Raw genomic sequence first — 14,102 nt, 5'->3', positions numbered from 1 at the left:
GAGCGCAAAACTGCGATTGTCGCATGAGAGAACAGTGCCGCGGAGGCTGAGGGGAATCCGGGGGCATCGACATCCAAAGCCACGCTGGAAGCTGTTCAGACTCATTCTAAAATCAGCATGGCTCATGTGATTGCCTATGCCAATCTGGAATATCTGATAGATGCGGCCCGGCGCTGGCGCGCGCCGGGCCGCTCGGTCACATAGCCGGTCAAGCCGCCGAAGCAGCAGGAGCGATCGCGTCAGGGAACGCGCGTCTGCGGACCTCGGTTGACGCGCAAGAACAGCACCCAAGGGAAGCAGAAGCGATGCCAGCGACCGCCCGTGTCGACGTCCAGGCCTTTCTCGACGATCACCCGTTCTCCGCCTTTCAGTGGCTGATCTTTGCGCTCGGCTTCGTCATCGTGCTGCTCGACGGCTTCGACACCGCCGCGATCGGTTTCATCGCGCCGTCGCTCCTCAAGGAATGGGGCATCGAAAAATCGGCGCTCGGCCCGGTGCTGAGCGCGGCGCTGTTTGGCCTTGCCGCGGGCGCGCTGCTGGCCGGTCCGGTGGCCGACCGTCTCGGCCGCAAGCTGGTGCTGGTCGGCTCGGTGCTGATCTTCGGCGTCGCCTGCCTGGTGTCGGCGTTCGCGAGCAACCTGACCGAGCTCACGGTGCTGCGCTTCGTTACCGGCCTCGGCCTCGGCGCGGCGATGCCCAACGCCGTGACGCTGCTCAGCGAGTATTCGCCGAGCCGGCTGCGCGCCACCATGACCAACCTGATGTTCTGCGGCTTCCCGCTGGGTGCGGCCTGCGGCGGATTCCTCGCGGCCTGGATGATCCCGCAATGGGGCTGGCGCAGCGTGCTGGTGCTCGGCGGCGTCACGCCGCTGGTGCTCACGGTGCTGCTGATCGCGATCCTGCCTGAATCCGTCCACTATTTGCTGTCGCGCGGCGCTTCGGTCGAGCGCGTCCGCAAGGTGATGCGCCGGATCTCGGCCAGGGCTGTCGATGTCGGCCAGTTCGTGATGCTGGAGCCGGAGCACGCCGAGACCACCCGGCGCGTGAATGCGACCGGCATCGGCATGGTGCTGTCGCCGGTGCTGCGGATCGGCTCGCTGATGCTGTGGGTCACCTATTTCATGGGGCTGGTGATCTTCTACTCGCTGATCAACTGGATGCCGATCCTGTTCAAGGATGTCGGGCTCAACCCGCAGACCGCGACCCTGATCTCGGCGCTGTTCCCGCTCGGCGGCGTCGGCGCGGTGTTCTTCGGTGTCCTGATGGACCGTTTCAATGCCAACCGCATCGTCGCGGTCGGCTATGCGCTGACGGCGGTGACGATCTTCCTGATCGGGCAGGCGGCCGGCAATATGGGCTTCCTGGTGGTGATCGTGTTCGCAGCCGGCGTCGTCATGAACACGGCGCAATCGTCGCTGCCGGCGCTGGCGGCCTCCTTCTATCCGACCCAGGGGCGGGCGACCGGCGTTGCCTGGATGATGGGCATCGGCCGTTTCGGCGGTATCGCAGGCTCCTTCCTGGTCGCCGAACTGACCGCGCGCCACCTGACTTTCAGCGAGATTTTCACCGTGATCGCGGTTCCCGGCTTGATCGCAGCGCTCGCCCTTGTGGTAAAGCAGGCCGTGGGACCCGCAGGCCGCGCCAGCGGCAAGGACGCCGGCGCTCCCGTGGTTGCGCATTGAGCGGCGCCGGACCACAGAGAAGCTGAAGACAGAGAAGCTCGAGGGAGAGACTGACGTGATCATCGACGTGCACGGCCATTACACGACGGCCCCGAAGGCGCTGGAAGAGTGGCGCAACCGGCAGATCGCGGGCATCAAGGATCCCTCGGTGATGCCGAAAGCGTCCGAGCTCAAGATCAGCGACGACGAGCTGCGCGAGAGCATCGAGAGCAACCAGCTCAAGAAGATGAAGGAGCGCGGCAGCGACCTCACCGTGTTCTCGCCGCGCGCGAGCTTCATGGCCCACCATATCGGCGACTTCCAGGTATCCTCGACCTGGGCGGCGATCTGCAACGAGCTGTGCTACCGCGTCAGCCAGCTATTCCCGGACAATTTCATCGGCGTCGCGATGCTGCCGCAGTCGCCGGGCGTCGACCCCAGGACCTGCATTCCCGAGCTCGAGAAGTGCATCAAGGACTACGGCTTCGTCGGCATCAACCTGAACCCGGACCCCTCCGGCGGCCACTGGACCTCGCCGCCGCTGTCGGACCGGCACTGGTATCCGATCTACGAGAAGATGGTCGAGCTCGACATCCCCGCGATGATCCACGTCTCGACCAGCTGCAACGCCTGCTTCCACACCACGGGCGCGCACTACCTCAACGCCGATACGACGGCGTTCATGCAGTGCCTGACCTCGGATCTGTTCAAGGACTTCCCGACCCTGAAGTTCCTGATCCCGCATGGCGGCGGCGCGGTGCCGTATCACTGGGGCCGGTTCCGCGGCCTTGCCCAGGAGCTGAAGAAGCCGCTGTTGAAGGATCATCTGCTCAACAACATCTTCTTCGACACCTGCGTCTATCATCAGCCCGGCATCGACCTGCTGACCGGCGTGATCCCGATCGACAACATCCTGTTCGCGTCGGAGATGATCGGCGCCGTCCGCGGCATCGATCCGGAGACCGGCTTCTACTACGACGACACCAAGCGCTACATCGAGGCGGCCAAGCTGACCCCCGAGCAGCGCCACCAGATCTACGAAGGCAACGCCCGGCGCGTGTTCCCGCGTCTCGACGCCGCGTTGAAGGCCAAGGGCAAGTAATCTAAAGCGAGCCATGAGCACCCCCATGAACAATCTCGGCATCGTCAAGACCAAGATCACCCGCGCCGACAAGGCGGCGGTGGAGAAGCTGTCCAAGTTCGGCGTCGCCACCATCCACGAAGCGATGGGCCGCGTTGGCCTGATGCGGTGCTACATGCGTCCGATCTATCCGACCGCGAAGATGTGCGGCACGGCGGTCACCGTGCTGCTGCAGCCCGGCGACAACTGGATGCTGCATGTCGCGGCCGAGCAGATCCAGCCCGGCGACGTCGTCGTCGCCGCCTGCACGGTGGAGAACACCGACGGCTTCTTCGGTGATCTCCTGGCCACCAGCTTCCGCGCCCGCGGCGCCCAGGGCCTGGTGATCGACGGCGGCGTCCGCGACGTCGCCGATCTCACCGAGATGCAGTTCCCGGTGTTCTCGCGGGCGATCAGCGCCCGCGGCACGGTGAAGGCGACGCTCGGCTCGGTCAACATCCCGATCGTCTGCGCGGGCGCTGCCGTCAATCCGGGCGACGTGATCGTTGCCGATGTCGACGGCATCGTCGTGGTCCCGGCTGCGGTCGCGCATCAGGCGGCGGACGCCGCTGCCGCGCGTGAGGCGAACGAGGCCGACAAGCGCGAGAAGCTGGCGTCGGGCGTGCTCGGTCTCGACATGTACAAGATGCGCGAGCCGCTGGCGAAGGCCGGGCTCAAATACATCGATTGAGCGATGACGGCGGCGTCCAACCCAAGTCCTTCGAACCGATGGCATGTCGGGCTGATCGGCTACGGCGAGGTCGGCAAGATCCTCGCCGAGGATCTGCGCAAGGACGGCGTGCGCGTCTCGGCCTATGATGTGAAGCTCGCGGACAGCCGCGGCGACGCGATGCGCGCGCATGCCGACAGCATCGGCGTGACGCTGGCCGCGTCGCATGCGGAGCTGGCGGCCCAGGCTGACTTCATCGTCTCCGCCGTGACGGCGAGCCAGGACGTGGCTGTGGCGGAAGCCTGCGCTCTGGCGATCAAGCCGGGCGCGTGGTTCCTCGACTTCAACTCGGCTTCGCCCGGCGCCAAGCAGCGCGCTGCCGCGCTGATCGACGGCGCCGGCGGGCGCTATGTCGAGGGCGCGGTCATGACCTCGGTGCCACCCTATCGCATCAAGGTGCCGCTGCTGCTCGGCGGCGCCGGTGCGCGCGAGCTGGCGCCGCTGCTCAACGATCTCGGCTTTGCCGCAAAGCCCGCCAGCGATAAGCTCGGCGTCGCCTCCGCGACAAAGATGTGCCGCAGCATCATGATCAAGGGCCTCGAGGCGATGGTGATCGAGAGCTTCACCACCGCGCGCGCCTATGGCGTGGAAGACGCGGTGCTGGCCTCGCTGAAGGAGACGTTCCCCGGCATCGACTGGGAGAAGCAGGGCGCCTATTTCTTCCAGCGCGTGATCGAGCATGGCCGCCGCCGCGCCGAGGAGGTGCGGGAAGTCGCCGAGACTGTGCGCGACATCGGGCTGACGCCGTGGTCGGCGGAGGGCACCGCCGAGCGCCAGGCCTGGGTCGCTGATCTCGCCGATGACGGCCTGTTCGGCACGCGCGGCACCAAGGACTTCGCACGCAGCCCGGATTGGCGCACCGAGGCCGATCGCATTCTCAAAAAGATCAAATCCAAGGAGTAGGGAACCTCATGGAGTTCCAGAAGACCCCGGGATGGCTCGACTGGTACGACGGCCCGTCGAAGCCGCGCTTCAAGGTGCCGGCCGGCAGCGTCGACGCGCATTGCCACGTGTTCGGCCCCGGCGCCGAATTCCCCTATGCGCCCGAGCGGAAGTACACGCCCTGCGACGCGTCCAAGCATCAGCTCTACGCCTTGCGTGACCATCTCGGCTTCGCCCGCAACGTCGTCGTGCAGGCGACCTGCCACGGCGCCGACAATCGCGCCATGGTCGATGCACTCGTGCATTCCAACGGCAAGGCGCGCGGCGTTGCCACCGTCAAGCGCAGCGTCACCGACGCCGAGCTGCGGGCGATGCATGACGCCGGCGTGCGCGGCGTCCGCTTCAACTTCGTCAAGCGCCTGGTCGACTTCACGCCGAAGGACGAACTGGTCGAGATCGCCAACCGCATCAACAAGCTCGGCTGGCACGTCGTGATCTATTTCGAGGCCGTCGACCTGCCGGAACTGTGGGACTTCTTCACCTCGCTGCCGACCACCGTCGTCGTCGATCACATGGGCCGGCCCGACGTAACCAAGCCGGTGGATGGCCCCGAGTTCGAGCTGTTCGTGAAGTTCATGCGCGAGCATTCCAACGTCTGGTCCAAGGTGAGCTGCCCCGAGCGTCTGTCGGTCAAGGGACCGCCGGCGCTGAACGGCGAGTCAAACGCCTATCGCGACGTGGTGCCGTTCGCGAAGCGCATCGTCGAGACCTTCCCGGATCGCGTGCTGTGGGGCACCGACTGGCCGCACCCGAACCTGAAGGACCACATGCCCGACGACGGCCTGCTGGTCGATTTCATTCCCCACATCGCCGTCACCACGGAGCTGCAGAAAAAGCTCCTGGTCGACAATCCGATGCGGCTGTACTGGCCCGAAGAATCCTGAAGGAGGGAAGCGATGTCGCTCGACAAACCCTATACCGACGTTCCCGGCACGACCATCTTCGACGCCGACATGTCGCGGATGGGCTATCACCTGAACCAGTTCTGCATGTCGCTGATGAAGGCCGAGAACCGCGCCCGCTTCAAGGCCAATGAGCGCGCCTATCTCGACGAATGGCCGATGAGCGAGGAGCAGAAGCAGGCGGTGCTCGACCGCGACCTCAACCGCTGCATTGCGCTTGGCGGCAACATCTACTTCCTCGCCAAGATCGGCGCGACCGACGGCAAGAGCTTTCAGCAGATGGCCGGCAGCATGACCGGCATGACCGAAGAGCAATATCGCGAGATGATGATCAAGGGCGGCCGCTCGCCTGAGGGCAACCGCTACACCGGGGAGAAGAAGTAAATGGCAAAAATCTCCGCAAGCGTTTTCACCTCGCACGTCCCGGCGATCGGCGCCGCGCTCGACCTCGGCAAGCAGGGCGAGGACTATTGGAAGCCGGTGTTCGCCGGCTACGACTTCGCCAAGCAGTGGGAGAAGGAGCAGAAGCCGGACGTCGTGTTCCTGGTCTTCAACGACCACGCGACCGCGTTCAGCCTGGAAATGATTCCGACCTTCGCGATCGGCACTGCTGCTGAATATCAGCCGGCCGACGAAGGCTGGGGCCCGCGCCCCGTGCCGAAGGTGATCGGTCATCCCCGGCTCGCCGCGCATATCGCGCAGTCGGTGATCCAGGACGATTTCGATCTCACCATCGTCAACAAGATGGACGTCGATCACGGCCTCACCGTGCCGCTCAGCCTGATCTTCGGCCAGGTCGATGCCTGGCCGTGCCCGGTGATCCCGTTCGCCGTCAACGTCGTGCAGTATCCGGTGCCGTCGGGCCGCCGCTGCTTCATGCTCGGCAAGGCGATCCGCAAGGCGATCGAGAGCTATGACGAGCCGCTCAATGTGCAGATCTGGGGCACCGGTGGCATGAGCCACCAGCTGCAGGGTCCGCGCGCCGGCCTGATCAATCGCGAATGGGACAACATGTTCCTCGACAAGCTGATCAACGATCCGGACGGCCTGTCCAAGGTGCCGCATATCGACTACGTCCGCGAGGCCGGCAGCGAGGGTATCGAGCTCGTGATGTGGCTGATCGCGCGCGGCGCCATGAGCGACGTGAACGAGACCAAGAAGGGCAACGCGCCGACCGTGCGCCACCGCTTCTACCATGTGCCGGCGAGCAACACCGCCGTCGGCCACCTGATTCTGGAGAACAATTGATATGGCCAAGACCATCAAGGTCGCGCTTGCCGGCGCCGGCGCCTTCGGCATCAAGCATCTCGACGGCATCAAGAACATCGACGGCGTCGAGGTCGTGTCGCTGGTCGGCCGCCGCTTCGACCAGACCAAGGAAGTCGCCGACAAATACGGCATCAAGCACGTCTCGACCGAGCTCGCCGACAGCCTCAAGCTGCCCGAGGTCGACGCCGTCATCCTCTGCACGCCGACGCAGATGCATGCGGCGCAGGCGATCGACTGCCTCAAGGCCGGCAAGCATGTCCAGGTCGAGATCCCGCTCGCCGACTCCTTGAAGGACGCGCAGCAGGTCGTCGAGCTGCAGAAGGAGACCAAGCTGGTCGCGATGTGCGGCCACACGCGGCGCTTCAATCCCAGCCACCAGTTCGTGCACAAGAAGATCAAGGCCGGCGAGTTCCATATCCAGCAGATGGATGTGCAGACCTACTTCTTCCGCCGCACCAACATGAACGCACTGGGCCAGCCGCGCAGCTGGACCGACCATCTGCTGTGGCATCACGCCGCGCACACCGTCGACCTGTTCGCCTATCAGGCGGGCTCGCCGATCGTGAAGGCCAATGCGATCCAGGGCCCGTTCCACCCGACGCTCGGCATCGCCATGGACATGTCGATCCAGCTCAAGGCGGCCAATGGCGCGATCTGCACCTTGTCGCTGTCGTTCAACAATGACGGCCCGCTCGGCACCTTCTTCCGCTACATCGGCGACACCGGCACCTACATCGCCCGCTACGACGATCTGGTGAACGGCAAGGAGGAGAAGATCGACGTCTCCAAGGTCGATGTCTCCATGAACGGCATCGAGCTGCAGGACCGCGAATTCTTCGCCGCGATCCGCGAGGGCCGCGAGCCGAACGCCTCCGTTGCCCAGGTGCTGCCCTGCTACCAGGTGCTGCACGACCTCGACGAGCAGCTCGCCAAGGGCTGAAACCTTTCCCTCCTCGCGCGTGTCGCGCGCGGGGAGGGTTCGTGGTGAGGCGTCGTTCTACGGCGCCTTCGACGGCTTCAGCTTCGGCAAGGTCGCCACGATCTTCTGCTTGCCGTCGACGATCTCCGCCAGGAAGCTCTCGCGGTCGATGTCGCCGTTCTGATCCCAGCTCGCCTCCATCAGCATGCCCGGCGCCTTGTCGGGCGTCAGCGTCAGGCCCTTCATGGTCGTGCCGAAGGCGTGGCCGTCGAACTTGCCGATCATCTCGGTCACGTATTTGACGAGATAGACCGCGGTATAGCCCTTGATGCCGTTGTGGTCCGGCCAGTAGCGGTAGCGGTCGCTGAACTTCTTCGCGAACGCCTGGATGGCCGGAACGGGCGCATCCGCGCTGAGGCCGACATGGCCGCGCACGCCGTTGGCGGCGGGACCCGCGAGCTCGACGACCTTCTGGCTGAGCAGCGTGGTCTCGCCGAACAGCGGCACCGACAATCCCTGGCGTCTGGCCTCGATCAGGAAGCGCGCGCTTTCCTCCTCGTTGGTGTAGACGAAGACGGCGTCGGTCTTGACGCTCTTCAGCTTGATGACGTCGGAGCCGAAATCGACCTGACCCTGTTCGGTGGACAGGTCGGACGCGATCTCGATGCCGCGCGCCTTCATCTCCTTGACGAAGCTGTCGCGGCCGCCCTTGCCGAAATCGTTGTTGACCCAGACGACCGCGACCGACTTCACCTTGAGCTGGTCGTGCAGATAGTTGGCGATCTTCGGCATGCTGAACTGCTGCCCGAAGGCGGTGCGGAAGATCCAGGGATTGCCCTGCGTGGTGATATCGGCGGCCTCGGCGCCGACGATCTGCGGCACCTCCGCCTGCTGCGTCAGCGCCATGTTGACCTTGACCGAGCCCGAGTAGATCGGCCCCAGCACCACGTAGGGCTCGCGATCGAGCACCTTCTGCACCTGGGCGCGCGACACGCCCGGATTGCTCTGCGTGTCCAGATGTTCGGTCACGATCTTGCGGCCGAGAATGCCGCCGGCGGCGTTGATCTCGTCGACCGCAAGGGCAACCCCATCGCGCCAGTTGGTGCCGGAGACGGCGCCGGGGCCTGAGAGCTCGACGACGTCGGGAATGTAGACCGTGTTTTCGGCTTGCGCCGCGCCTGCCCAGAGCGACGCCGCCAGCGCCGCCACGCTCAGTCGTTTGAATTTCCTCATGATGTCCTCCCTATTTGTTTTTTGCTTATGTCGATCGATCGGGCAGCACCTCGGCAAAGCCGAGCAAGCGTCGCGGCGTCGTCCAGAGCAGGCGCTGCTGATCCTCCGGATCCGGAAAGATCTCGGAAATCCCCGCCAGCAGCGGTCCGTAGTCGAGACGCTCGGGCGCGCGCAGGAACGGCCAGTCGGAGCCCCAGACGCAGCGGTCGAGCGTGAAGGCGTCGACCAGCGCGGCGATGAACGGCCATGTATCGGTGTAGGGCCAGGCTTGCCTGGCGAACTTGTAGTAGCCCGAGAGCTTGACGACGGCATCGCGTTCGCGACCGAGCGCGAGCAGCGCCTGGAAGGAGGGACGCTCGACGCCGTGTTCGACGACCGGCCGACCGCAATGATCGAACACCAGCCGAACGCGGGATCGCTCGATCAGCGGCAGCAGGTCGAGCAGCTGATCCTGCTCGACCTGGACCTGCAGGAACAGATCGAGCTCGGTGAGCTTCTCCAGCAGCGGCGCGGCGTCCTGGTAATAGTGGGTGCCGTGGAACGGCACGTTGAATGCGACGCCGATCACGCCGGCCGCCTTGAGGCGTTCCAGCTCCTTGATCCCGACATCCTTCTCGACCACGGCGACGCCCTTGAAGCGCCCGTTCCCGAACCGGAGCGCATCGAGCAGGATGCGGCTGTCGGAGCCGTAGCCGGAGTTCGTCGCGACGATCAGCGCGTGCCTGACATCGAAGACATCGAGCACGCGGATCAGATGTGCGACCGGAGCTATTTCTGCTCCGGTCGGGCGGTAGGGTGTATCCGCCGCGTAGGGAAAGCGCGCGGGATCGATGACGTGGATATGGCAGTCGATCCTTGGTCCTGTCGGGAGCGCCATGGCGAGCTTGTCATTCTCCGCATCAGAACGTCGCTTGGATCGCCTTGATCAGCTCCGGCGTGACGTCCGGCAACACGCCGAACCAGGCCTGGAAGGCGAGACGCGCCTGGTTGAGCAGCAGGCCGAGACCGTTGACGGTGGTGCAGCCGCGGGCGCGCGCGTCCGCCAGGAAGGGCGTCTCCCGCGGCGTGTAGATCAGGTCGGCCACGAGCGTCTTCGCCGACAGCCGTCCCAGGTCGATCTCCAGCGCCGGTTTGCCGATCATGCCGCGATCGGTGCTGTTGATCAGCAGCGCGACGTCGGCGACCGCGTCCGAGCGATCGTCCCAGGCCACGGTGCGGATCGCCGAGCCGAACTCCTTTGCGATGGCCTGCGCTTTGTCGGCGGTGCGGTTGCTGATGCGGATATCGCGGGCGCCGTTTTCGAGCAGCGCGACCACCACCGCGCGGGCCGCGCCACCGGCACCGAGCAGCAGGATCGGGCCTTCGTCGGCGCGCCAATCCGGCCTGGCGTCACGCAGGCTCTGGACGAAGCCGTTGCCGTCATTGTTGAAGCCGCTGAGGGTGCCGTCCTGTTCGACGACGATGGTGTTGACGGCGCCGATGCGCCGCGCGGTGTCATTGACCCGGTGCAGCAGGGGCATCGCCGTCTGCTTGTGCGGCATGGTGACGTTGCAGCCGCGAAAGCCGAGCGCGACCAGCCCCGCAAGGGCCTCTTTGAGCCGCTCCGGCTGCACCGCCAGCGGGACGTAGACGCCGCGCAGCCCGTGCGCGTTCAGCCAGAAGTTGTGGATCGTGGGAGAGCGCGAGTGAGCGACGGGCATGCCGATGACGCCTGCCAATCCAAATCCGTTCGCATGCGACATGCTGCGCCAAGGCCTCCCGTCGGGATTTCGGCCTGTTCCGGCCGATGGTGAAATCGTCTTATGGACAATGATCCAGCCATGCAATTGAAACATTCGGTCACAGTGTCCATCGCCATGCACGGATCGTTTCATGGTCTGAACTGGATGCAGCACCGCGATACCCTGCCTCTGGGCAAAGCGGCGGCTGGTTTCTATGATCGCGAACCACGGTCGCGCTGAGCCTCCAGGCCGTGTCCGACCGGCTACGAGGGACATCCATTGACCATTCAGTCTCCGCTCTCCATCGCGACCGAAAGCTTCACCGACGCCGCTGCTGCAGTTGCGCGGCTTGAGGAGATCTACGAGCGCAACACGGCCTTCCTGCGTGGACATTTCGAGGCTTACGCTAACGGCGTCGTGCCGCCGACGCGCATCCGCGCGACCTATCCGTTCGTGCGCCTCACCACCGCGAGCCATGCGCGGCTGGACTCGCGCCTTGCCTATGGCTTCGTCGCAGGGCCCGGCGTCCACGAGACCAGCATCACGCGACCCGACCTGTTCCGCTCGTATCTGACCGAGCAGATCCGCCTGCTGGTTGAGAACCACGGCGTGCCGGTCGAGATCGGTGAGTCCGCCGAGCCGATCCCGGTGCATTTCGCCTACCGCCGCGACATCAACATCGAGACGGCGCTGCCGCATCACGAGAGCCCGCTGGTGACGCGTTCGCTGCGCGACGTGTTCGACGCACCGGATCTCGCGACCATGGACGATGCCATCGCCGACGGCACGCTGGAGCTGAAGCCGGGCATGCCGGAGCCGCTGTCGCTGTTTCGCGCCGCCCGCGTCGACTACTCGCTGCGCCGGCTCTATCACTACACCGGCACCGATCCCGACCACTTCCAGAACTTCGTGATCTTCACGAACTACCAGTTCTACGTCGACGCCTTCGCCGACTGGTGCCGGCAGCAGCTCGCGGCCGGGCAGGGGGCCGCCGACGCCTTTGTCGAGCCTGGCAACGTGATCACGGCCAGTGCGCGGCTGGGAGGCGGCACCACGGGTTCCGCGCCGGCGCGGACGCCGCAGATGCCGGCCTTCCATCTCGTCGAGCCCGGCCACCAGGGCATCACGCTGATCAACATCGGCACCGGGCCCTCGAACGCGCGCAACGTCACCGATCACATCGCGGTGCTCAGGCCGCACGCCTGGCTGATGGTCGGCCATTGCGCGGGCCTGCGCAACACGCAGCGGCTCGGCGACTACGTGCTGGCGCACGGCTATGTCCGCGAGGATCACGTGCTCGACCAGGAACTGCCGCCCTGGGTGCCGATCCCCGCGCTCGCCGAGATGCAGGTCGCGCTCGAGGAGGCGGTGGAGGCCGTGACCGGCTATTCCGGGTTCGAACTGAAGCGGCTGATGCGCACCGGCACGGTGGCGAGCGTCGACAACCGCAACTGGGAGATCTCCGGCCCGGCCGTGATCCGGCGGTTGTCGCAGTCGCGCGCCATCGCGCTCGACATGGAATCGGCGACCATCGCCGCCAACGGCTATCGCTTCCGCGTGCCCTACGGCACCTTGCTGTGCGTCTCGGACAAGCCGCTGCATGGCGAGATCAAGCTCGCGGGAATGGCCAGCGACTTCTACCGCCAGCGGGTCGGGCAGCATCTCCAGATCGGACTGAAGGCGCTGGAACTGCTGAAGCACCAGGAGTCCGAGCGGCTGCATTCGCGCAAGCTGCGCAGCTTCGCCGAGGTCGCCTTTCAGTAGCGGCCCGCAGCCGCCTGGGATCAGCGTCCCCGGCGCTGGTCGAACGCCTGCCGGGCCTGCTCGACCTCGGGCATCTTGGCGATCGTCCAGGCATAGAGCGCCCGGAACGGCGGCTGCAGGGTGCGGCCGAGCGGGGTGATTTCGTATTGCACGGCGATCGGGGATCCCGCGATCACCTCGCGCGCGACGAGGCCGTTGCGCTCGAGCCGGCGCAGGCATTGCGTCAGTGCCTTCTGCGTCACGCCCTCGAGCTGCTTCTTGATCGCATTGAAGCGCAGCGGTCCGCCGTCCAGCACGGCCAGCACCATCATCGACCATTTGTCGGCGATCTGGTCGATCAGCACCCGGCTCGGGCATTCCGACGAGAAGTGCTGCGGCTTGCAGCGGAGCGGGGCGGTCTCTGACGCCGACACATCGGTCACGACGGTGGTTTCCTTTTGTATACCTGAGCGACTTCGGGTGCCTGATTGACTTCAGGTTTACGAAGTATACTGGAGCGGTTCCGAACGCAATGGAGCCTTCTGAATGTCCGATCTCGATACCAGCGTGCTGTTTCGTCCGTTTCGCCTGAAATCGCTGGAGCTCAAGAACCGCATCGTCATGGCGCCGATGACGCGCAACGCCGCGCCGAACGGCGTTCCCGGCGAAGCCAATGCCGCCTATTACCGCCGCCGCGCCGAGGGCGGCGTCGGCCTGATCCTCACCGAGGGCACCGTCGTCAATCGCCCGGCGTCGCGCAACGAGCCGCAAATTCCGTTCTTCCACGGCGAGGCCGCGTTGGCCGGCTGGCAGAGCGTGGCGCGCGCCGTGCACGCCGCGGGCGGCCGCATCGCGCCGCAGATCTGGCACACCGGCTCGACCAAGGGCATGAGCCGCTGGGAGCCCGACGCGCCGGTCGAGAGCCCGTCGGGCCTGGTCGCGCCGGACAAGCCGCGCGGCAACGCCATGACCGAGAATGACATCGCCGACACGGTCGCGGCGTTTGCCCAGGCGGCGGCCGATGCCAAGCGGACCGGCTTCGACACGGTCGAGGTCCATGGCGCGCATGGCTATCTGGTCGACGAGTTCTTCTGGTCGGGCACCAACAAGCGCGAGGACCGCTATGGCGGCCCGACCATCAAGGAGCGCTCGCGGTTCGCCGGCGAGATCGTCGCCGCGATCCGCAAGGCGGTCGGCCCCGACTTCCCGATCATCCTGCGCGTCAGCCAGTGGAAGCAGCAGGACTACGCCGCGCGCCTCGCGGAGACGCCGGCGCTGATGGGCGACTGGCTGCAGCCGCTGGTCGATGCCGGCGTCGACATCCTGCACTGCTCGCAGCGCCGTTTCTGGGAGCCGGAATTCCCGGAGGTCGACGGCGAGAAGGGGCTCAATTTCGCCGGTTGGGCGAAGAAGATCACGGGTGCAGCGACCATCAGTGTCGGCTCGGTCGGACTCGCTGGCGACTTCTTCTCGGCCTTTGTCGGCAAGCCCTCGACGACGGCGGACCTCGATGCACTGCTGGAGCGAATGGCGCGCGAGGAGTTCGACCTCATTGCCGTCGGCCGCGCGCTGATCAGCGATGCCGACTGGGTCGCCAAGATCAAGGCCGGCGACAAGGCCGGGCTCAAGGGCTTCAACGCGGCGGATCTCGGCGCGCTGGTGTGAACTGGGTCGCTCGTTCATCGCATTCGCTTGCGTCCTTCTTCGTGGCGTAGACCAACTGCGCTGTTAATTTGTTTCGAGCAGTTTCCACGAACTCGGTGCACCCTCTCCCCTTGTGGGAGAGGGTGCCGGAGATGCGAAGCATCGGAGGCGGGTGAGGGGTCTCTCTCAACACGGGGACTCGTGGAGAGAGACCNCNC

The 14,102-nt window shown here is 65.6% G+C and carries 14 protein-coding genes; 10 read left to right on the top strand and 4 right to left on the bottom strand.

What is annotated here, in order from left to right:
• Positions 1-305: 305 nt before the first annotated feature.
• From BRAS3809_RS26895 to BRAS3809_RS26860, 8 genes are read left to right on the top strand one after another with little or no spacing between them, the layout of a single operon-like run.
• Positions 306-1,682, top strand: coding sequence for an MFS transporter (locus BRAS3809_RS26895; RefSeq protein ID WP_008965162.1), 1,377 nt, complete (start codon positions 306-308; stop codon positions 1,680-1,682).
• A gap of 55 nt (positions 1,683-1,737) precedes the next feature.
• On the top strand, positions 1,738-2,763 hold the full coding sequence (locus tag BRAS3809_RS26890) for an amidohydrolase family protein (protein WP_008965161.1): 1,026 nt from the start codon (positions 1,738-1,740) through the stop codon (positions 2,761-2,763).
• Between the two features lie 13 nt (positions 2,764-2,776).
• Entirely contained in the window at positions 2,777-3,472 is a 696-nt protein-coding gene (gene ligK, locus BRAS3809_RS26885; RefSeq protein WP_170323336.1) for a 4-carboxy-4-hydroxy-2-oxoadipate aldolase/oxaloacetate decarboxylase, read from the top strand.
• A gap of 3 nt (positions 3,473-3,475) precedes the next feature.
• The gene (locus BRAS3809_RS26880; protein ID WP_008965159.1) at positions 3,476-4,414 is read left to right on the top strand and encodes an NAD(P)-dependent oxidoreductase; all 939 of its coding nucleotides are present in this window, start codon (positions 3,476-3,478) and stop codon (positions 4,412-4,414) included.
• Positions 4,415-4,422: 8 nt separating this feature from the next.
• A complete protein-coding gene (locus BRAS3809_RS26875; RefSeq protein WP_008965158.1) occupies positions 4,423-5,337 on the top strand; it encodes an amidohydrolase family protein in 915 nt (304 codons plus the stop codon).
• A gap of 12 nt (positions 5,338-5,349) precedes the next feature.
• A complete protein-coding gene (ligA, locus tag BRAS3809_RS26870; RefSeq protein ID WP_008965157.1) occupies positions 5,350-5,739 on the top strand; it encodes a protocatechuate 4,5-dioxygenase subunit alpha in 390 nt (129 codons plus the stop codon).
• Positions 5,740-6,603, top strand: coding sequence for a class III extradiol dioxygenase subunit beta (locus BRAS3809_RS26865; RefSeq protein ID WP_008965156.1), 864 nt, complete (start codon positions 5,740-5,742; stop codon positions 6,601-6,603).
• 1 nt (position 6,604) lies between these two features.
• Complete coding sequence (locus BRAS3809_RS26860; protein ID WP_008965155.1) at positions 6,605-7,564, top strand: Gfo/Idh/MocA family oxidoreductase; 960 nt, start codon at positions 6,605-6,607, stop codon at positions 7,562-7,564.
• A 57-nt stretch (positions 7,565-7,621) separates the two neighbouring features.
• Here BRAS3809_RS26860 and BRAS3809_RS26855 read toward each other — a convergent pair whose 3' ends face one another.
• The 3 genes from BRAS3809_RS26855 to BRAS3809_RS26845 are packed head-to-tail and all read right to left on the bottom strand — an operon-like array spanning position 7,622 to position 10,518.
• Positions 7,622-8,776 (bottom strand): ABC transporter substrate-binding protein, encoded by a 1,155-nt coding sequence (locus BRAS3809_RS26855; protein ID WP_008965154.1) that lies wholly within the window; start codon positions 8,774-8,776, stop codon positions 7,622-7,624.
• Between the two features lie 25 nt (positions 8,777-8,801).
• Positions 8,802-9,653 (bottom strand): amidohydrolase family protein, encoded by an 852-nt coding sequence (locus BRAS3809_RS26850; protein ID WP_008965153.1) that lies wholly within the window; start codon positions 9,651-9,653, stop codon positions 8,802-8,804.
• A 22-nt stretch (positions 9,654-9,675) separates the two neighbouring features.
• A complete protein-coding gene (locus tag BRAS3809_RS26845) occupies positions 9,676-10,518 on the bottom strand; it encodes a shikimate dehydrogenase (protein ID WP_008965152.1) in 843 nt (280 codons plus the stop codon).
• Positions 10,519-10,776: 258 nt separating this feature from the next.
• Between BRAS3809_RS26845 and BRAS3809_RS26840 the strand changes: the two genes are divergently transcribed.
• On the top strand, positions 10,777-12,261 hold the full coding sequence (locus tag BRAS3809_RS26840) for an AMP nucleosidase (protein ID WP_008965151.1): 1,485 nt from the start codon (positions 10,777-10,779) through the stop codon (positions 12,259-12,261).
• Positions 12,262-12,281: 20 nt separating this feature from the next.
• Here BRAS3809_RS26840 and BRAS3809_RS26835 read toward each other — a convergent pair whose 3' ends face one another.
• Positions 12,282-12,605 carry a winged helix-turn-helix transcriptional regulator gene (locus BRAS3809_RS26835; protein ID WP_008965150.1) on the bottom strand — a complete coding sequence of 108 codons (324 nt, stop codon included), beginning with the start codon at positions 12,603-12,605 and terminating at the stop codon, positions 12,282-12,284.
• A gap of 181 nt (positions 12,606-12,786) precedes the next feature.
• Between BRAS3809_RS26835 and BRAS3809_RS26830 the strand changes: the two genes are divergently transcribed.
• Positions 12,787-13,905, top strand: a complete 1,119-nt coding sequence (locus tag BRAS3809_RS26830) for an NADH:flavin oxidoreductase (RefSeq protein ID WP_008965149.1) — start codon at positions 12,787-12,789, stop codon at positions 13,903-13,905.
• The last annotated feature ends 197 nt before the right edge of the window (positions 13,906-14,102 follow it).

Source organism: Bradyrhizobium sp. STM 3809 (genome assembly GCF_000239795.1).
Classification (GTDB): Bacteria; Pseudomonadota; Alphaproteobacteria; order Rhizobiales; family Xanthobacteraceae; genus Bradyrhizobium.
Note: the sequence above shows the minus strand (reverse complement) of the source record. Positions and strands in the feature narration are given on the sequence as shown.

Coding starts and splice junctions, on each gene's coding strand:
- BRAS3809_RS26895 (WP_008965162.1), top strand. CDS start 306: ATGCCAGCGACCGCCCGTGTCGACGTCCAGGCCTTTCTCGACGATCAC.
- ligK (WP_170323336.1), top strand. CDS start 2,777: ATGAGCACCCCCATGAACAATCTCGGCATCGTCAAGACCAAGATCACC.
- BRAS3809_RS26880 (WP_008965159.1), top strand. CDS start 3,476: ATGACGGCGGCGTCCAACCCAAGTCCTTCGAACCGATGGCATGTCGGG.
- BRAS3809_RS26875 (WP_008965158.1), top strand. CDS start 4,423: ATGGAGTTCCAGAAGACCCCGGGATGGCTCGACTGGTACGACGGCCCG.
- ligA (WP_008965157.1), top strand. CDS start 5,350: ATGTCGCTCGACAAACCCTATACCGACGTTCCCGGCACGACCATCTTC.
- BRAS3809_RS26865 (WP_008965156.1), top strand. CDS start 5,740: ATGGCAAAAATCTCCGCAAGCGTTTTCACCTCGCACGTCCCGGCGATC.
- BRAS3809_RS26860 (WP_008965155.1), top strand. CDS start 6,605: ATGGCCAAGACCATCAAGGTCGCGCTTGCCGGCGCCGGCGCCTTCGGC.
- BRAS3809_RS26855 (WP_008965154.1), bottom strand. CDS start 8,776: ATGAGGAAATTCAAACGACTGAGCGTGGCGGCGCTGGCGGCGTCGCTC.
- BRAS3809_RS26850 (WP_008965153.1), bottom strand. CDS start 9,653: ATGGCGCTCCCGACAGGACCAAGGATCGACTGCCATATCCACGTCATC.
- BRAS3809_RS26845 (WP_008965152.1), bottom strand. CDS start 10,518: ATGTCGCATGCGAACGGATTTGGATTGGCAGGCGTCATCGGCATGCCC.
- BRAS3809_RS26830 (WP_008965149.1), top strand. CDS start 12,787: ATGTCCGATCTCGATACCAGCGTGCTGTTTCGTCCGTTTCGCCTGAAA.